Source organism: Streptomyces sp. CB03238, from assembly GCF_002099185.1.
Taxonomy (GTDB): Bacteria; Actinomycetota; Actinomycetes; order Streptomycetales; family Streptomycetaceae; genus Streptomyces.
This window is the reverse complement of the sequence record NZ_NBCN01000022.1, coordinates 71,972-90,040: the sequence shown is the minus strand read 5'-3', so window position 1 is coordinate 90,040 and position 18,069 is coordinate 71,972. Positions and strand designations below refer to the sequence as shown.

General features: G+C 72.6%; 14 protein-coding genes. 3 read left to right on the top strand and 11 right to left on the bottom strand.

Going from position 1 to position 18,069, the window contains the following annotated elements:
• Positions 1-188 precede the first annotated feature (188 nt).
• From BKD26_RS39885 to BKD26_RS30985, 7 genes are all read right to left on the bottom strand, one after another.
• Positions 189-410 carry a hypothetical protein gene (locus tag BKD26_RS39885; RefSeq protein ID WP_143662733.1) on the bottom strand — a complete coding sequence of 74 codons (222 nt, stop codon included), beginning with the start codon at positions 408-410 and terminating at the stop codon, positions 189-191.
• Positions 411-531: 121 nt separating this feature from the next.
• On the bottom strand, positions 532-3,423 hold the full coding sequence (locus BKD26_RS31010) for an NHLP bacteriocin export ABC transporter permease/ATPase subunit (RefSeq protein ID WP_084905164.1): 2,892 nt from the start codon (positions 3,421-3,423) through the stop codon (positions 532-534).
• A 1-nt stretch (position 3,424) separates the two neighbouring features.
• Complete coding sequence (locus tag BKD26_RS31005; RefSeq protein ID WP_107418053.1) at positions 3,425-5,554, bottom strand: NHLP family bacteriocin export ABC transporter peptidase/permease/ATPase subunit; 2,130 nt, start codon at positions 5,552-5,554, stop codon at positions 3,425-3,427.
• Between the two features lie 83 nt (positions 5,555-5,637).
• Positions 5,638-6,447 carry an HlyD family efflux transporter periplasmic adaptor subunit gene (locus BKD26_RS31000; RefSeq protein ID WP_084905159.1) on the bottom strand — a complete coding sequence of 270 codons (810 nt, stop codon included), beginning with the start codon at positions 6,445-6,447 and terminating at the stop codon, positions 5,638-5,640.
• A 94-nt stretch (positions 6,448-6,541) separates the two neighbouring features.
• Positions 6,542-6,763: a hypothetical protein gene (locus tag BKD26_RS30995; protein ID WP_084905157.1), complete on the bottom strand. Its 222-nt coding sequence runs from the start codon at positions 6,761-6,763 to the stop codon at positions 6,542-6,544.
• Between the two features lie 436 nt (positions 6,764-7,199).
• Positions 7,200-8,189 carry a polyprenyl synthetase family protein gene (locus BKD26_RS30990; RefSeq protein WP_084905226.1) on the bottom strand — a complete coding sequence of 330 codons (990 nt, stop codon included), beginning with the start codon at positions 8,187-8,189 and terminating at the stop codon, positions 7,200-7,202.
• Positions 8,190-8,928: 739 nt separating this feature from the next.
• Positions 8,929-9,975, bottom strand: a complete 1,047-nt coding sequence (locus BKD26_RS30985; RefSeq protein WP_084905155.1) for a tetratricopeptide repeat protein — start codon at positions 9,973-9,975, stop codon at positions 8,929-8,931.
• Positions 9,976-10,226: 251 nt separating this feature from the next.
• Here BKD26_RS30985 and BKD26_RS30980 point away from each other — a divergent pair, with 251 nt between their 5' ends.
• Together BKD26_RS30980 and BKD26_RS30975 are read left to right on the top strand one after the other, a co-directional pair.
• Complete coding sequence (locus BKD26_RS30980) at positions 10,227-10,976, top strand: beta-phosphoglucomutase family hydrolase (RefSeq protein ID WP_084905153.1); 750 nt, start codon at positions 10,227-10,229, stop codon at positions 10,974-10,976.
• Positions 10,973-13,369 (top strand): glycosyl hydrolase family 65 protein, encoded by a 2,397-nt coding sequence (locus BKD26_RS30975; RefSeq protein WP_084905151.1) that lies wholly within the window; start codon positions 10,973-10,975, stop codon positions 13,367-13,369. The genes BKD26_RS30980 and BKD26_RS30975 overlap by 4 nt, the downstream gene beginning before the upstream one ends.
• 24 nt (positions 13,370-13,393) lie before the next feature.
• Here BKD26_RS30975 and BKD26_RS30970 read toward each other — a convergent pair whose 3' ends face one another.
• From BKD26_RS30970 to BKD26_RS30955, 4 genes are all read right to left on the bottom strand, one after another.
• On the bottom strand, positions 13,394-14,098 hold the full coding sequence (locus tag BKD26_RS30970) for a pyridoxamine 5'-phosphate oxidase family protein (protein WP_084905149.1): 705 nt from the start codon (positions 14,096-14,098) through the stop codon (positions 13,394-13,396).
• A 112-nt stretch (positions 14,099-14,210) separates the two neighbouring features.
• A complete protein-coding gene (locus BKD26_RS30965; protein ID WP_084905146.1) occupies positions 14,211-15,059 on the bottom strand; it encodes a geranyl diphosphate 2-C-methyltransferase in 849 nt (282 codons plus the stop codon).
• Positions 15,060-15,119: 60 nt separating this feature from the next.
• Positions 15,120-15,350: a hypothetical protein gene (locus tag BKD26_RS30960; RefSeq protein ID WP_084905144.1), complete on the bottom strand. Its 231-nt coding sequence runs from the start codon at positions 15,348-15,350 to the stop codon at positions 15,120-15,122.
• Positions 15,351-15,467: 117 nt separating this feature from the next.
• The gene (locus BKD26_RS30955) at positions 15,468-16,901 is read right to left on the bottom strand and encodes a family 2B encapsulin nanocompartment shell protein (RefSeq protein WP_084905141.1); all 1,434 of its coding nucleotides are present in this window, start codon (positions 16,899-16,901) and stop codon (positions 15,468-15,470) included.
• A 363-nt stretch (positions 16,902-17,264) separates the two neighbouring features.
• On the opposite strand from BKD26_RS30955, the gene BKD26_RS30950 reads away from it, so the two are divergent.
• Complete coding sequence (locus tag BKD26_RS30950) at positions 17,265-18,065, top strand: DUF4239 domain-containing protein (RefSeq protein ID WP_084905139.1); 801 nt, start codon at positions 17,265-17,267, stop codon at positions 18,063-18,065.
• Positions 18,066-18,069: the final 4 nt, after the last annotated feature.

Genomic DNA, 18,069 nt, shown 5'->3' with positions numbered 1-18,069 from the left:
CGCTGTCCGCCGCCATTGACGAGGAGCCGGTTCCGAAGGCCCGAAGGCGCGGGTCACGAGCTCGAGCGAAGAAGCACGACGGGAGCGGCTCCGGAGCCGGCGCCCCATAGCAACGGCGCCGCACAACGACGCGGCCGCCGGGGCGACTGGGGTCGTCCCGGCGGCCGGGGTTACGGCGGGGTGAGTGACTACCAGTTGGCGCCGATGGCGCCGCCCTTGTGCCAGCCGCCGGCGGAGATCTTGGCGCCGCCGGCGGATTCCAGGGCGGCGACCTTGCCCTTGTCCCACTCGACGGCGTGGAAGTTGCCGTGGTCGTCGTTGTTGTCGCCGCCGTGAGCGGCGGCCGGGGCTGCGCCGAGCGCCATGGCAGCCGTAACGAGGGCCGCGCAGGCAAAGGCCTTCCTGAGCATCTGTTCCTCCGTGGACGCGCCGCCCGGTCCGTCCGGGCGGGGTTCGGAGGGAGGGGTTCCCGGTTTCGTGGGGACCGGCGCGCCCCGGAGGGCGAAGCCCACCCTTTCGAGGGGTGTCCGGTCAGCGCATTTGGCGGCGTACCAGCTCGTACAGGTGCCCGCGCGGGTCGGCGAGGAGCGCGGACGGGGGGCCCTGCTCGACGACGCGGCCGGCCGACATGACGATCACCCGGTCGGCGTCCATGACCGTGGACAGGCGGTGGGCGATGACCAGGCGGGTGGCGTTGAGGCGGCGCGTGGAGTCGATGACGATGCGCTGGGCCTCGTTGTCCAGGGCGCTCGTCGCCTCGTCCAGGAACAGGATCCGGGGGCGCCGGATCAGGGCCTGGGCGATCATCAGGCGCTGGCGCTGGCCGCCGGAGATCGCCCCGCCGCCCGCGATCATCGTGTGCAGGCCCATCGGCATGCGCCTGATGTCCTCCGCCAGGCCTGCCATCTCGGCGGCCGACCACACCTCCTCCTGGGAGAAGGATTCGGCGCCGCTGATGCAGTCCAGGATCGAGCCCGTGAGGGGCTGGGCGTTCTGCAGGACGACCCCGCACTGGCGGCGCACCGCCGCCTGGTCGAGGGCGGTCAGGTCCTGGCCGTCGTACAGGACGCTGCCCGTCACCGGCCGGTCGAAGCCGATCAGCAGGCGCAGCAGGGTCGACTTGCCGCAGCCGCTGGGGCCGACGACCGCCACGAACTCGCCCGGCCGGATGTCCAGCGACACGTCGTCGAGGACCAGGGGCGCGTCGTCGGAGTACCGGAAGGAGAGGTTACGGGCCTCTATGGCGCCGGACAGGACGCCGGGCTGGGTGGTGGATCCGCGGACTTCGGGGGCCTCGTCCAGGACCGGCTTGATCTGTTCGAACAGGGGCAGCGCCGCGGCGGCCGAGACCAGCGCCCCGGTGACCTGGGTGACCGATGTCAGCAGCATCGTCACCGACGTACTGAAGGTGAGGAACTCACCGGCCGTCATACTGCCGCGCGCCGGGCCCGCCAGGAGCATGAACATGATGAGCGAGCAGAGCGGCAGATAGACCGCGTCCAGCACGGTGGTCACGTTCCGGATCCGGCCCGCCCGCTGCTGGAGCTCCCGCGAGCGGGCGAACTCCCGCGCCCACGCCGCGTACGCGAAGCTCTCCGCCGCCGCGACACGCAGCTTCGGCAGCCCGCGCAAGGTCTGGAAGGCCTGGTTGTTGAGCTTGTTGTTCAGCTCGACCAGCCGCCGCTGCCAGCGCACCTGCCACAGCCCGAGACCGAGGAAGACGACCGCGATGAAGAGGAGCATCGCCATCGCCACCAGTGCCAGCGGCACGCTGTAGAAGAGCAGCAGCACTACGTTCATCACGCCGACCGTGCTCGCCTGCACGGCCACCGGGCCCACCCCGGTCAGTACGCGGCGGATCGCACTGATCCCCATGGCGGCGCTGGCCAGCTCCCCGGTGGAGCGCTCGGCGAAGAACTTCGTCGGCAGCCGCAGCAGCCTGTCCCACACGGCCGGCTGGAGCACGCTCTCGATGCGTCCCTCCATCCGCAGCACCGTCAGGTTCTGCATCAGCATGAACGCCGCCGACACCACGCCCGCCATCATCACGGCCAGCGCCACCTGCACGATCAGGCTCGTCTGCGCGGCCGGTACGTACACGCCCAAAATCCGGCCCGTCGCGATCGGCACCAGCGCGCCCAGCCCCACCGTCACCAGCCCCGCGAGGGCCAGATTGCGTACGTCGCCCCCGGCGCCGCGCAGGCTGAAGCCCAGCAGCCGCAACGGCGTCATCGGCCGCTCCGGCAGCGGGCGGTAGAACATCACCGCCCGCGGCTCCAGCTCGGCGGCCTTCTCCTCGCCGATCCGCAGCCGCAGCCCCGACGCCGGGTTCACCGCCTCGTACCGGCCGCGCCGCCACAGCAGCGCCACCGGGGCGCCGGACTTCGCCCAGTGCCCCACCAGCGGCCCGGAGTCCGTACGCCACCAGCGCCCCTCCAGCCGCACCGCGCGGGTGCGGACCCGGGAGGCGACCGCGATGCGCTCCACCGCGCCGGTCCGCTCGTCGGCCACGCCGCTCGCCGACGGCTCGGCCAGCGTGATCCCGGCCGCGCGGGCGACCTGCCGGCACACCGCGTACGTGGCGTCGTCGGCCGCCGCGGAGCTCTTCTTCCGGCCGGCGCGGTCGGGCCCGCCGATCGACGCCAGCAGCGCCTGGTCCGCCCGCGCGCGGACGGTCTCGCCCGCCTTCATGCCGGCCGCCGCCCGGTCCTCGTGGGCACGCTCCAGCTGCTCGATCCAGCGGTCCACGGCGGACAGCAGCCGGTACTGCTGGTTCACCATCCGCTGCCACAGCGCCCCGTCGACCAGCAGCTCGGCCGCCGCGTCCGCGCTGTACGAGGCGCCGTACTGGACGCTGCCCGGCGGAACCGGCATCCACAGCATGTCGTCGTCGGACAGGGCCTCGTCCCCCGGCGGGCGCCCGTCGTCGAGCGGTGCCTCGAACAGGACGCCCAGGCTGCGGGCGGTGCCCAGCGCGAAGGCGTGCTCCAGGGGGGTGGGTTCGGCGTACGTGCTGTACGGGTCGTGCCCGGCGTACGTGTCGTACGGGTCCTGCGCGGCGTACGCGTCGTACCCGGCGTACGCGTGCCCCTGCCCCGCGTACAGCTCCCGCAGCCCGATCCGGCGCAGCGCGCAGTCCTGCGTCGGCCGGCCCACCAGGGTGTGCTGCGGGCCCTCGACCGGGCCCAGGAGCAGGCTCCCGGCCTCCAGGCGGCCCAGGAAGTGCCAGTGGCCCTGCTGGGCGGCGTCGACCGCGAACAGGTCCAGCCCGCCCGTGACGACCAGCCACAGCACGTGCGGCCCCTCCAGCGGTACGGTGCGCAGCCCCGCGCAGTCGACGGGGGAGCCCAGGGCGCCCAGCGCGTGGACCACCGGGTCGGCGGCGGCCACCCCGGGATGGACGGAGTCCGGGTGGACGGACATGTCAGCGCTCCTTGACCAGCTCGGCGTACGCGCCGGAGGCGGCGAGCAGTTCTTCGTGGCGGCCGCGTTCGACGACCGTGCCGTGGTCCAGGACCACGATCTCGTCGCTGTCGCGGACCGTGGACAGCCGGTGGGCGATGACCACGCACGCGCAGCCCCGCCGCCGCAGGTTGTCGATGATGACCTGCTCGGTCCGGGCGTCCAGCGCGCTCGTCACCTCGTCCAGCACGAGGATGCTGGGGCGCCGCACCAGCGCGCGGGCGATCTCCAGGCGCTGGCGCTGCCCGCCCGAGAAGTTGCGGCCGTCCTGTTCGACACGGCTGTGGATGCCGCCGGGGCGGCGCGCGATGACGTCGTCGTACACGGCGGCGTCCTTGAGCGCGGCGACGACGGCGTCGTCCGGTATGGAGGGGTCCCACAGCGCCACGTTGTCCCGCACCGTCCCCTCGAAGAGGAACACGTCCTGGTCGACGAACGACACGGAGGCGGCCAGCGCACCGCGCGGGATGTCCTCCAGGCGCTGCCCGTCGATGCGGATCGTCCCCTCCCAGGGGGCGTAGAGGCCCGAGATCAGCCGGGAGACGGTCGACTTGCCGCTGCCGGAGCCGCCGACCAGCGCCACCTGCTGCCCGGGTCCCACGGTCAGGGAGAAACCGCTCAGCAGCGGCTTGTCCAGTGGGCTGTAGCCGAAGGTGATGTCGTCCAGCTCCACATGGCCCTTGAGGCGGCGGGTGCTCGTGTCCGGCTCCACGCGTGCGTAGAGGGCGTCGACGGGGAAGCTCTCGACGTCCTTCAGCCGGGCCACGTCGGCGGCGAAGTCCTGGATGCGGCCCGCCACGCCGTTCAGCCGGGTGATGGGCGCGGTGAACCGCGTCACCAGGGCCTGGAACGCGACGAGCAGGCCGATCGAGATGTGGCCCTCCACGGCTCGCAGTCCGCCGATCCACAGGATCAGCGCGCTGTTGACCGTCGCCAGGGTGGGCGCGACGACGGCCAGGGCGGCGGTCGGCACCCCGAGGCGCTGCTGCACCTCCAGGGTCGCCGCGTGCTGGCCCGCCCAGCGGCGGAAGTAGCCGTTCTCGCCGCCGGTCGCCTTCATGGTCTCGATCAGCTGGAGACCGGTGTACGAGGTGTTCGTCAGCCGTGCGCTGTCGGCCCGCAGCTTCTGCGTGTGCGTCGCCCGCAACCGGATCACTATCCGCATCGCCACCACATTGAGGAGCGCTATCAGCACCCCCACCACGGTCAGTTGCGGGTCGTACGTCCACAGCAGCAGCGCGTAGAGGATGACGACGATGCCGTCCACGCCCGCGGCCGCCAGGTCCCGCGCCAGTGTCTCGGCCACCGCGTCGTTGGACTGCAGCCGCTGCACCAGGTCGGCAGGGCTGCGCTGGGCGAAGAACGTGACCGGCAGCCGCATCAAATGCCGGAGGAAGCGGGCGCTGCTGAGGGTGGAGGAGATGATGCGCCCGCGCAGCAGGTTCGCCTGTTGCAGCCCGGTCAATACGGCGGTCAGGGCGACCATCGCCGCCATGGACGCGAACAGCGGGCCCAGCACCGAGGTCTGGTTCCCGATCAGGAACATGTCGATGTACGTACGGCTCAGCGCGGGCACCGCCGCGCCTACCGCGACCAGCAGGAGGCTCGCCACCAGCGCGGCCAGCAGGGTGCCCGTCGTGCCGCGCAGCCGCGCGGGCACGGCGCCCAGGACACCCGGCTTGCGGCCGCCCCGGCGGAAGTCCGGTCCCGGCTCGAAGACCAGGGCGACCCCGGTGAAACTGGTGTCGAACTCCTCCGGCGAGACGAACCGGCGCCCCTTGTCGGGGTCGTTGATGTGTACGCCCCGGCGGCCGAAGCGGCGCCCCGTCCCGTCGTAGACGACGTAGTGGTTGAACTCCCAGAACAGGATGGCCGGGGCCTGCACCTCGGCCAGCGCCGCCGGCTCCATCTGCATGCCCTTGGCCTGGAGGCCGTAACTACGAGCCGCCTTGAGGACGTTGCTGGCGCGTGAGCCGTCGCGGGAGACGCCGCAGGCGATGCGCAGTTCCTCCAGCGGCACATGGCGCCCGTGGTGGGCGAGCACCATGGCGAGGCAGGCGGCGCCGCACTCCACGGCCTCCATCTGGAGCACGGTGGGCGTGCGGACGGTCCTGGGCCGCTTGGTGGTGCGCGTCCTCGGCGCCGGCTGGGCGCGGCGGCGGCCGCCCGGCGCGCTCACGGGAGCAGCCAATCGATCGGGGCCTGAGAGGCCAGATGCACGGAGGCGCTCACCAGGGTCATGGAATCGAGTGCGTATGCCGGGCCGTCCGACGTCGACCACGCGTAGCCCGTCCTCGTCGAGGACGACCGCTCCAGCTCGACGAGGACCGCGACCGGCTGGCCGGCGCGCGAGAACTGCTCACCCAGCTGGCTGTTGCCGAGAAAGGCGGTGATCCGCTGACGGGTCTGGGCGGTCCGGCCGACGGCCTTCACCCGGCCGCGCAGGACGCCGTACGTCTGCGTCGGCACCGACTGGACGGTGAGGTCGACGGAGGCGCCCACGGGTACGGTCGCGCCCCGGTCGGCCGGTACGTACACCATCGCCATCAGGGGCGCGTCCTCCGCCTCGACCCGCTCGACGGCCGCCACGTCCGAGCCCGTCGTGACCACGGAGCCGATCGTCGCGACGAGGGCCGTGACCCGGCCGGCGGCGATGGTGCGCACCACGGAGTCACCGCCCTGGGGGCTGCGGACCTTCAGCAGTGGCGCGTCCGCGGGGAGGTGATCGCCCTCCTCGGCGAGTACGCCGGTGACCTGGCCGGCGACGGGGCTCTGGAGGATGTAACTGCCCTTGCCGTGGGTGAGGACGCCCGGCGCGGTGAGCGTGGAGGAGACCGATCCGGTGACGGCCCAGACGGCCGCGGCGGCCATGGCGAGGACGGTGACGGTCAGGACGAGGAGGCCCTGCGGCCGGGCGAAACGCACCGGCAGGTCTATTTCCTCTGGGGACTGCAGCTTGGAAAGGGCCTTTTGGCGGAACTGCACGTAACTCTTCCCTCGACTGCAAATGTCCGATTCAGGAAGCGAACAGCGCGGTGAGCCCCGGAACAGGGAAGTTCCGGGGCTCACTCATGCCGTCTCAGAGACCGGCGACGAAGCCGGTGAGCGCCGAGGAGTTCAGGCCCGCGAAGGACTCGACGGCGGCGACGCCCGAGGTGGCGACAGCGGAGACCGGGGCGACCGAGTCGAGCGTGGCGGTCGCGCTGCCGACGACACCGTTGGCAACGGCGCTGTGGAGGCCACCGGACACGGCGTCCAGGTCGGCGTCGGAGATCTCCTGGGTCTGGATCTGGGGGTTCATGTGGTGAGGTTCCCTTCACGAATAACTCGAAATGACTACGGAGCGAGCCTTTGTACGGCCGCCGCAGTGCGAAGGATCAAAGCACGGGGGTGCGTTGCTCAGCCAATCCTGCGAGGGCCCGTAACGACGGTTCACCGGTGCGGAATTACGTCGATGTGCAGGTACGTCCATGACTTGGTGCCAGCTTCTTCACATGGGTGGCCGTTTGCCTTTCCAGGGGCTGCCGCCCGGGCGTTTCGGAACGGGACATTCCGGTATCAAGGGCGGAGTCGTCCGGCCGGTGTCATGAGGGGCCGTGGGAGGCGGTGTGACGCCTGTACATTCGGTGTGCAGATTCGCTGGCATTGCCTCATAACGGATGTGCGTGCCGGGTGGGGAATTGGCCGTTTTCCTGGCGTTGACCGACTTTGTCGGAACCGTCCGTTCCGTACGCACGTCACACGGAGCGCCCCATCACGTACGGCAGCAGCGCGAGGAGCCGGCCGGCCGGCTCCGGAGCCAGCGGGACGCTGCCGAGGCAGTCCCTCGCCCGGTCCAGGCGGTCCCGCGCCTCCGCCAGGGCCGCCTCCCGGCCGCCCGCCTCCTCCACGAGCCCGGCCGCCCGCCGCAGCGCGGCCCCGGCCGGCGGACCGGGCTCCGCGAGGAGCGCGGCCAGCCGGCGGGAGGCCGGTGTGTCCGCCGCCAGGGCGGCCAGCACCGGCAGGGTCTTCTTCCGGCGCCGCAGGTCACCGTGGACCGGCTTGCCCGTCGTCGCCGGGTCGCCCCACAGCCCCAGTACGTCGTCGACCGCCTGGAAGGCGACGCCGAGCTGCCGCCCCGCCGTGGACAGGGCGTCCACCGTCGCCGCCGGGGCACCCGCCAGCAGGGCGCCCAGCGCCGCCGCGCAGCCCAGCAGGGCGCCCGTCTTGTGCTCGGCCATGCGGAGGTACGCGTCGACCGGGACGGCGCCCGGTCCGGTCCACGGCCGGCCCTCGAACAGCAGGTCCTCGGCCTGGCCGTCCACCACGTCCGCCATGTCCCGGGACAGCCGCCGCACCGCCGCCCCGCCGTGCGGGCCGGGCGAACCGGCGAGCACCTCGAAGGCAAGCGCGAACAGCGCGTCCCCGGCCAGGACGGCGGGCCCCGTCCCGTACGCCTTCCAGGCGGCGGGTCGCTGCCTGCGGGTCTCGTCGCCGTCCATGATGTCGTCGTGGAGGAGGGAGAAGGTGTGGACCAGCTCCACGGCCACGGCCCCGTCGACGGCGCTCTCCGCCGCCGCCCCCGCCGCCTCGGCGCACAGCACGGCCAGCGCCTGACGCACCCCTTTCCCGGACGATCCGGTACGCGGCTCACCGCCGCGCTCGCACCACCCGAAGGCGTACCCGGCCATCTCCGCCGGCCACGCGTGCATCCCCGCCACCCGCGCCCGCAACACCGGCTCCACCATCCCCCGACACCGCGCCAGCACGTCGGCGGCGTCCGGCTCGGACGGGTGGTCGCGCGCGCCGCCCGCGACGACGCCGTCCGGTGCGGCCGCGTGGTCGCCCGCACACGGTCCGTCCACCGGTACGGGGCCCACGACGCCCGGGATGCCCTGCGGGTCCGAGGCGTCCGGCACGCGCGCGTGCTCCCGCGTGCCGGGGCCGCCCGTCCCGGGCGGCAGGCCCCCGGCAGGGTCACCGCATGGGCCCGTGCCGAACCCCGCGCCCGGGTCCTCCCGGCCGGAACTCGGCCCTGCCTCGCCGGGGGCGTCCGTCGTGCCCGTGGCCTGCCCCGCGCAGACGGTTTCCCGGCCGCGCGGGTGGCCCACCGGGCGGGGTGCGTCCACCGGGGCGGGGCCTTCCACCGGGGCGGGGCCGAGGGGTCTGCCGAGCCTGGGCCGTCCGGCGTGGCCGTGGCCCGTCCCGTGCCGGCGGCTTCACGGCCGGGCGGGTGGCCCTTCGTGCCGGGAGTGTCCCGCGCGCGGGGGTGGCCCACCGGGCAGGGTTCGTCCAGCGGGCGGGGTGCGTCCAGCGGGGCGGGGCCCTCCGGCGGGGCCGCGGGGTCTGCCGCGCCTGGGACCGGGGCAAGGGCCGGGACCGGGGCCGGGGCCTCTCGGGTGGCCCGTGCCGGGGTCGTGGAGGCGGCCGGGGCGTCCCGGGGCGTGGGGCTGGACGTGGCGTTAGGGGCGGTGGGCCGGGGGAGTGTCATCGGTGGGGCTCCTCGATGGGCAGGCCGAGCTCGGTGTGGGCCTTGTCGACCATGGCGCGCGCGTGGCGGAGGCCTATCCGGTCCAGGACGCCGCCCAGCTCGGCGAGTTCGGCGGCGGTGCGGGCCGGGTCGGCGACACCCAGCCGGGCGCGGGCCTTGACGGCGCCCAGGCGGGAGAGGGCCTGGCCGCGCGGCTCGTCCATCTCGCGGAACTCGGCCAGCGCCTGCTCGTACGTCTCCAGCGCCTCCGCGTACCGCCCCGCCCGGTACAGCACGTTCGCGCGCATCTTGTGGTTGTAGGCCAGCGCGCTCGACAGGTTCATCTCGCGGCAGCCCGCCTCCGCCCGGCCGAGCAGCTCCAGCGCGCGGGCGGCGTCCCCGTCGCGTACGGAGACGATGTCGGCCAGCCCGCGCAGCGCCCAGGCGTGACCGCGCCGGTCGTCGGCGGCAGCGGCTATTCCGGCGGCCTCCTCGAACAGCTCGTACGCCGTGTCGTACCGGCCACTGTTGCGGTGCATCTGCGCGATGCCCTCCAGCGCCCACACGGTGTGCCGGGCCTCGCCACGCGCGCGTGCCTCCGCGAGCAGCTCGTCGTGCAGGGCGCCGACCGCCTCGTAGTCGCCCTGGATACGGCCTGTCTCCGCGAGCCCGGCCAGCGAGTAGCCGTGGACGACCACGTCCCCGCCGCGTTTGCCCAGGTCGGCCGCGTACCGCAGCAGCCGGAAGGCGAGCGCGAGCGCTCCGCGCTGCCGGGCCAGGGTGCCGCCGCTCCACAGCGCCCACGCCATGGCCGGTACGTCCCCGGCCGAACGGGCCGTGCGGTAGCTCGACTTCCATGCCCGGTCGGCGGCCTCCACCTGGCCGAGCCGCCGGTGCGCCTCCGCCACCGCGAGCGCCGCGCGGGCCGTCTCGTGCGCGTCCCCCGCCCGCTGGGCGGCGGTCATCTGCTCGGTCGCCGCGGCGAGCACATCGGTGAGCGAGGAGTTCACCGACAGCGCGCTGAGCGCACCCTGGTACTCCGGCGCGAGAGCCTTGCTGAACATAAGTGCCTTTCCGCCAGGGGCGGCCGTGGACCGTACGGCATGTGGGCCATCGACACGGCGCCCCCTTCTCTCTCGTCTCTTCAGCTGGCTGCGCGCGCTTCGGGAGGGAAGAGGATCAAGAGCCGGCGGAGGTTCCACTTTCGGGTGACGGATGGTGACGACTCTCCGCGTATCTCCGCGTACGAAGCCCCTGGCAGGGAACCCGCCGAGGCCAGGACCACCGAAGGAGGCCCGCCGAAGGAGGCCCGCCCATGACCTCACAGGCCCCCGCCCACCGGCTGCGGGCGATGCGCGCCGTGGTGTTCGACACCGACGGCGTGCTCACCGACACGGCCCGGGCGCACGCCACGGCCTGGAAGGCGGCCTTCGACGCCCACCTGCGGGCCCACCCGCCCGCCGACCCCGCCCAGCGCCGGCCGTTCGACGCCACCGAGGACTACCTCCGGTACGTCGACGGAAAGTCCCGCCCCGACGGCGCGGCCGCCTTCCTCGCCTCCCGCGGACTGAACCCGTCCCCCGGCACCGTCGCGGCGGTCGCCGCCGAAAAGGAACGACTGTTCACCGAACGGCTCCGGGAGCAGAGCATCGACGCCTACCCGGACGCGGTGCGGCTGCTGCACGCCCTGCGCCGCTCCGGCATCCCGCTCGCCGCCGCCTCCGCCTCCCGCCACGCCCGCGAGGTCCTCGCCTCCGCCAAGGTCCTCGACCTCGTCGACGCGTGCGTCGACGGAGCCGAGGCGGCCCGGCTCCGGCTGCCCGGCAAGCCCGACCCCGCGCTCTTCCTGGAGGCGGCCCGCCGGCTCGCCACGCCGCCCGCCGCCTGCGCCGTCGTCGAGGACGCCCTGGCGGGCGTCGAGGCCGGCCGGCGCGGCGGCTTCGGGCTGGTCGTCGGCGTGGACCGCGTGGCGGGCCCGGACACCGGGGGCGCACTGCGCCGCGCGGGCGCCGACACCGTCGTACACGACCTCACGGAGCTGCTCTACGAAGGAGTGCCGTCGTGACGGACTGGACCTGGGAGTACGAGGGGTACGCGCCCGCCAAGGAGAGCCTCCGCGAGTCCCTGTGCACCCTCGGCAACGGCTACTTCGCCACCCGCGGCGCCGCCACCGAGTGCTCCGCCGACGGCATCCACTACCCGGGCACGTATGTGGCGGGCTGCTACAACCGCCTCACGTCCGACGTGGCCGGCCGCGCCGTCGAGAACGAGGACATGGTCAACCTGCCGAACTGGCTGCCGCTGCGCTACCGCATCGGCGACCCGGACACCCCCGGCGAATGGCTCGGCCCCGACAGCGACCAGCTGATCGATCACCGCCAGACGCTCGATCTGCGCTCCGGCACCCTGGAGCGCCTGACCCGGTACGAGGACGACGACGGCCGGCGCCTCGCGGTGCGGCAAACCCGCGTCGTGCACATGGCCGACCCGCACCTCGCCGCGCTGCGCACCGAGTTCACCGCCGAGAACTGGGCGGGAACGCTGGACGTCGAGGCCGCCCTCGACGGCGACGTCACCAACAGCGGCGTGGCCCGCTACCGGCAGCTCGCCTCACGCCACCTCACCCATGTGCACACGGGCGACTCCGCCGCCGACACCGTGTGGCTGCGCTGCCGTACCCGTACCTCCGACATCCGTATCGGCATGGCCGCCCGCACGGCCACCGCCGGCGCCGAGGACACCGGGCTCACCGTCCACCATGCCGACTGCCGCGTGACCCAGTGCTTCCGCTTCGAGGTGCGGCCGGGCAGCGCGGTCGTCGTCGACAAGACGGTCGCCCTGCACACCTCCCACGACGCGGCGATCAGCGACCCCCTGCACGCCGCCGTCGACCGGGTGCGCCGCGCACCCGGCTTCGAGTCGCTGCTGGCCTCCCACCGCGCCGCCTGGCGGCAGCTGTGGCGCCGGGCCGAGCTGGAGGTGCCGGACGAGGCGGGCCGCATCCTGCGCCTGCACCTGTTCCACGTCCTGCAGACCCTCTCCCCGCACACCGCCGACCTCGACGTCGGCGTCCCGGCCCGCGGCCTGCACGGCGAGGCCTACCGCGGCCACATCTTCTGGGACGAGCTGTTCGTCCTGCCCTACCTGAACCTGCACTTCCCCGAGGTCTCCCGCGCCCTGCTCACCTACCGCCACCGGCGGCTGGAACGCGCCCGCTTCACCGCCCGCGACGCGGGCTGCACCGGCGCGATGTACCCCTGGCAGAGCGGCAGCGACGGCCGCGAGGAGACCCAGCTGCTCCACCTCAACCCCCGCTCCGGGCGCTGGCTGCCCGACCACTCCCACCTCCAGCACCACGTCGGCTCGGCCATCGCGTACAACGTGTGGCAGTACTGCGAGGCCAGCGGCGACACCGAGTTCCTGCACACCAAGGGCGCGGAGATGCTCCTCCAGATCGCCCGCTTCTGGGCCTGCCGCGCCGCCTGGGACGGAGACCTGGCCCGCTACCGCATCCGGGGCGTCCTCGGCCCCGACGAGTACCACGACGCCTACCCGGACGCCGACCGGCCGGGCCTGGACGACAACGCGTACACCAACGTCACCGCCGCCTGGGTGCTCGCCCGCACCCTGGAGCTGCTGCGCGAGCTTCCCGAGCCGCGCCGGCGCGAGCTGGCCGAGCGCACGGAGCTGGACCACAGCGAGCTGGAGCTGTGGGAGGACGTCTCACGCGGCCTGCACGTGCCGTTCCACCAGGGCGTCATCAGCCAGTTCGAGGGCTTCGGCGACCTCGCGGAACTCGACTGGGAGGGATGGCGCCGGCGGTTCGGCGACATCCGCCGGCTCGACCGGATCCTGGAGGCCGAGGGCGACTCGGTCAACCGCTACCAGGCGTCCAAGCAGGCCGACGTGCTGATGCTCGGCTACCTCTTCTCGCCCGCCGAGCTGGGCGCGCTGATGCGCCGCCTGGGGTACTCCCTGGGCGACGAGGCCTGGCGGCGCACCGTCGACTACTACCTGCACCGCACCAGCCACGGCTCGACACTGAGCGGCCTGGTGCACGGCTGGGTCCTGGCCCGGGTGCGGCGCTCCGAGGCATGGCGGTTCTGCCAGGAGGCGCTCGAAGGGGACATCGCCGACGTCCAGGGCGGCACCACCGGCGAGGGCATCCACCTGGGCGCGATGGCGGGCACCCTCGACCTCGTACAGCGCGGACTGACCGGCCTGGAGACGCGCGGCGGGGTGCTGCGGCTCGACCCGGTGCCGCTGCCCGAGCTGTCCGAGTACGACTTCACCCTCCGCTACCGCGGCCACTGGGGCGTACGGCTGCGCATGACGCCGGGCAACCTGCACATCGCCGTGCCCGGCTCGGGAAGCGAGCCGATCGGCGTCGAGCTGGACGGCGGCGTGGCCGTCAGCGTCGAGCCGGGCGAGACGTGGGACCTGCGGCTGCCCGCCTGAGCCCGCTGATCGTGTCCGGAGGGCTTACGCGTGCGCGTACGGCACGTCGATCCGCCGGCCGCTGACGCGGGCGGGCGTGACCGCCATCCAGCAGGCCTCCTGACCCTCGGACCACGGCGTGCTGTACGCCAGGTCGTCGAGCCTCCGTACGGCATCGGGGTCGGTGACCTCGTGCGGGGTGCCGACGACCAGGACGCTCCAGCCGCGGCACAGCGCGTCATCGATGTGGTCGACCTCGAACGCCATCTGGCTTTCCCCGGTCATGGGCGGCAGGGTGTCCCGTCCCACCCGGAACGCGACCTCGCCGTCGGTGATCAGGTAGTCGACCGGCAGGATGGCGGGGCCGTCGTGCGTCGTCACGGCCACGTGCCCCACACCGTGCGTGCCGAGCAGGGTGCGGCACTCGTCGAGGCCGAGGTCGACGAGCTGGGGGTGGACCGGGGGGTGGCCGGTGCCGGGCGGCAGGTCGGCGGTGCCGCCGGTCAGCTCCATGACGCTGGTTTCCAGGGCGTCCGCCAGCCGCAGCAGGAAGCCGATGCCGGGCGTGGCCGTCTGCTCCTCCAGGTATTGGATGTACCCGGGCGCCGACCCCGCCCGTACGGCCACCTCCTCGCGGCTCAGGCCGAGCTGCTCCCGGCGCGCGGCCACCCGCCGGCCGATGTCGCCCCGGCAGGGCCCGTGGGCGTGCGTACCGGCGTCAAGTCCCCGCAACAGCGATTTCTCGGGCATGGGAGGCACCGTCCCTTCCAGGTGCGCCACGTGGGCCACGTGCGCTACGCAGGCTGCCTACCAGCCCACGGTACGCCTCGGCGCGCTCCCACACCCCACGGATCGGATCCGGTCAGATCCGGTCGGCCGCGATGAGCAGGTAGTGGAAGCTGCCCTCCTTGTACGCCGTGAGGAACGGCTCCTCGATGCCGGTGGCCAGCGAGGACTTGGCACGCAGCTCCCAGTACGGGATGGTCTGCGCCGTCAGGTCGACCACGTTGATCGGCACCAGGCCGTTGGCCGCCATGGCCTTGAAGTACTCGCTGCGCGGGTGGATGTTGCAGGTGTAGTGCTCGTCGATACGGCTGACCGCCTTGGAACGACCGCCGGTGACGTCGTTGTAGCAGCCGGTGATGCAGACGTAGCGGCCACCGCGCCGCAGGACGCGGGACATCTCGGCGTACAGCTCGAAGAGGTCGACGTACATGGTCGTCTCGTTGGTCCAGGCGGCCCGGCGTGAACCGGCCTCCAGACCGGTGTCCAGCATGTTGCGGAAGTGGAACTTCACGCGGTCGCAGACGCCGCGCTCCTCCGCCTGGGTGTTGGCGAAACCGACCTGGTACTCGGAGATCGACACCCCGTCCACGTAACAGCCGAAGCGCTGGTTTGCCATGATGCTGGTGCCGCCGCGCCCGGAACCGGCGTCGAGCAGCCGGTCCTCGGCGGTGACGGGGCCCAGGTGGTCCAGCAGGATGTCGGCCTGCGCGGTCTCCAGGCGGTGCAGTTCCCGGGTGATGCGCTCCTGGCGGGTGCCCTCCGGGCCTTCCAGTACGGAGGGGTCGTACTCGCCGAGCCCGTAGTGGTGGTGGTAGAGGCCGTCGACCTCGCCGAGGCGCAGGTTGACCGGATCCTGCTGGTTGGTGTTCCAGTACGCGGCCACCGACTTCTGGTAGTCGGTGCGCAGTACGTCGTTCACGGTCATGGGGGCGACTCCTTCTGAAATTCTGAGTGTGTGGGGGGTTGCGGGCGGGCCGCGTACGGCTCAGCCGGCGGCCTCGGCGACGGCGGGCGGGCAGGACAGCGCGGGCCGCCCCGCCGAGCCGTCCGCCGCCGGGGCCCCTGAAGCGGACACCTCCGACGCCTCCGACGCCTCCGAGCGGTGCGAGGGCCCCGGTGACCACAGCCGGGTGGCGGCCGTGCCCGGTCCGGTCGCCGTGCCGAGGCCGCCCGTGGCGGCCCGTACAGGAGCGGTGCCCGCCGTGCTCCCGTTCACGGCCGACGACGACAGGGACGGCAGCCCCGCCAGTCGCGTTGCCGCCCTCCCCAGCCCGCCGGGGTGGCCGCCTTCACTTGCCCGTGCACGGGCGTGCGCACGGGCGGGCCGGAGTGGCTACTCGGCACGCGGACGGACCTCGACGTTCTCGAGGATGCCGATCGCGTCCGGCACGAGGATCGCGGCCGAGTAGTAGGTGCTGACGAGGTACGAGATGATCGCCTTCTCGTCGATGCCCATGAACCGGACGTTGAGCCCGGGCTCGTACTCGTCCGGGAGACCCGTCTGGTAGAGGCCGATGACGCCCTCGTTGTCCTCGCCGGTACGCATCGCGATGATCGACGACGTGTGCTGCTCGGTGACCGGGATCTTCCCGCACGGGAGGAGCGGGATGCCGCGCCACGCGGGGATCTGGTGACCGCCGACGTCGACGCTGCCCATGTACAGACCGCGCTTGTTGCACTCCTTGCCGAACGCCGCGATCGTGCGCGGGTGGGCGAACAGGTACTGCGTGTTGCGCCGCATGCTGATCAGGTCGTCCAGGTCGTCCGGGGTGGGCGCGCCGGAGTGGGCCTGGATGCGCTGGTTGTAGTCCGTGTTGTTCAGCAGTCCGAAGTCGGGGTTGTTGACCAGCTCGTGCTCCTGGCGCTCGCGCAGCGCCTGGATGGTGAGCTTGAGCTGCTGCTCGGTCTGGTTCATCGGCTGGTTGTAGAGGTCCGCGACGCGGCTGTGGACCTTCAGGATCGTCTGCGCGACGCTCAACTCGTACTCGCGCGGTTCGAGTTCGTAGTCGACGAAGGTGGTCGGCAGGTCCGGCTCGCCCTCGTGGCCGGACAGGAAGCTGATCTCGGCCTCGCCGTACTTGTTCGTCGGCTTGTGCCCGTTGGAGGAGAGCCCCTGGACGTGGTTGCGCAGTGTCTCGTACTGGCCGGCCACCTGCTTGTACGCGGCCTGCGTGAGCACCAGCGCCGTGGTCCTGGTGGTGGCGCGGACGGTGAACTCCCACTTGGCGTCCTTGTCGCAGGCCAGCATCCGGCCGCCGAAGGAGTCGCCGTCGGCGAGCATCCCCAGCCGCGTCTCGGCGTCGTCGTACTTGGCCTTGCCGAGCTTCTCCACCTTGCCGTGGGCGATCAGGAAGACCTGGTCGGCCTTGCGGCCGCTCTCCACGATCACCTGTCCGGCGTCGAACTCCTTCTGGACGAACTTGTCGGCCAGCGCCGCCAGCGCGGTGGGGTCGCTGAACCCGCGCAGCAGCGGCAGTTCGCCGAGCTCCGCCGGTACGACCTGCACCTTGGACCCGGTCTGGACGAACGTCACCCGGCCGTCCCCGACCGCGTACGACAGCCGTCGGTTGACCCGGTAGGTGCCGCCGGGGGTGTGGACCCAGGGAAGCTTGCGCAGCAGCCAGCGGGAGCTGATCTCCTGCATCTGCGGCTGGGACTTGGTGGTGGTCGCGAGGTTGCGCGCCGCCTTGGTGCTGAGGCTCAGCTGTACGGATTCCTGCGAAATGATCTCGGGCGCCGCCGGGGCCGGACGGGTCTCGACTGTCATCGGCTGTCTTTCGGTTAGTGTGTTGATCCGCTCGGCTCGTGACGGGTGGTCAGGACACCCCGGCCGACCTGGCGGAATCACTGTCGGTCCCTAGCTGTAACGCATGGTGATGGTCGGTCGTTCGAGGCGCGCACCCTTCTCCGTAGCGCGGCAAAGGGGCGCACGCCCTCCCTTCGCGCCCCTGCGCGCCCCCAGGCCGTCCCCTGTGTCACGCACATCGCTCTCACCCGCACGTGAACGGTGAAACGTTCACTCGGCCTGCATACGGATGCAACGACCTCGCGCCGCCGGGTGTGGCGCGCCCCTGTCGGCTATCCACGACACCGACAACGACGGGGGAACGGAACGGAGCGGAGGACGACTGTGCTGACCACCCTCCTGGTGGTGGGCCTGGCCCTGGTGCTGGGCCTGGCGGCCAACCGGCTCCTGCGCCCACGGCTGGTGGAGGACCAGGCCGACGCGCTCACCGTGCGCGACTTCATGGAACCGCTGCTGACGCTCGCCGTACTCGTCCTGGCCTTCGTCATGGTGCTGGCCGCCGAGTCCTACGGCGACGCCGAGGACGCCGCACGGGAGGAGGCGGGCGTGGTGGACCACCTCTTCGAGGTGGCCGACTTCGCGCCCGATCCCCAGCGGGTACGCCTCCAGGCCGACGCCGTCTGCTACGCCCGCGCCGTCCACGACATCGAATGGCCGGCCATGGTGCGCGGCAGCGCGTCCACCGCGCCCAGCGTATGGAGCACCGACTTCCGCAAGCAGCTCAAGGGCGTGGACCGCCAGGACGCGGTCTTCGGGATCCTGATCGACGCCGACCGGGACCGCTCCGAGGCACGGCAGGCACGCATCGCCGAATCGACCCCGGCCATCGCGCCGCTGTTCTACTGGTTCATGCTCGTCACCCTCGCGGTGACGGTGATCGTGCTCGCCTTCTGCCTGCCGCTGCGGAGATTCGGCACGGAACTCGCCACCCTCGTGGTGCTCACCATCCTGCTGACCGCGTCGCTGCTCATCATCCATGACGTCGACCGGCCCTTCGGCGGCATCATCGACGTGCCCGCCACCTCGATCGCCGACGCCTCCCGCGACATCTCGGACGACTTCGTGGCAGCCCACGGCGAGGCCGCCCTGCCCTGCGACGCGCAGGGCCGCAAGCCGGCCGCCTGACCTT

Excerpts from the sequence above, each read along its gene's own strand:
- BKD26_RS39885 (WP_143662733.1), bottom strand. The coding sequence starts at position 410 with ATGCTCAGGAAGGCCTTTGCCTGCGCGGCCCTCGTTACGGCTGCCATG.
- BKD26_RS31010 (WP_084905164.1), bottom strand. The coding sequence starts at position 3,423 with ATGTCCGTCCACCCGGACTCCGTCCATCCCGGGGTGGCCGCCGCCGAC.
- BKD26_RS30995 (WP_084905157.1), bottom strand. The coding sequence starts at position 6,763 with ATGAACCCCCAGATCCAGACCCAGGAGATCTCCGACGCCGACCTGGAC.
- BKD26_RS30990 (WP_084905226.1), bottom strand. The coding sequence starts at position 8,189 with ATGGTGGAGCCGGTGTTGCGGGCGCGGGTGGCGGGGATGCACGCGTGG.
- BKD26_RS30985 (WP_084905155.1), bottom strand. The coding sequence starts at position 9,975 with ATGTTCAGCAAGGCTCTCGCGCCGGAGTACCAGGGTGCGCTCAGCGCG.
- BKD26_RS30980 (WP_084905153.1), top strand. The coding sequence starts at position 10,227 with ATGACCTCACAGGCCCCCGCCCACCGGCTGCGGGCGATGCGCGCCGTG.
- BKD26_RS30970 (WP_084905149.1), bottom strand. The coding sequence starts at position 14,098 with ATGCCCGAGAAATCGCTGTTGCGGGGACTTGACGCCGGTACGCACGCC.
- BKD26_RS30965 (WP_084905146.1), bottom strand. The coding sequence starts at position 15,059 with ATGACCGTGAACGACGTACTGCGCACCGACTACCAGAAGTCGGTGGCC.
- BKD26_RS30955 (WP_084905141.1), bottom strand. The coding sequence starts at position 16,901 with ATGACAGTCGAGACCCGTCCGGCCCCGGCGGCGCCCGAGATCATTTCG.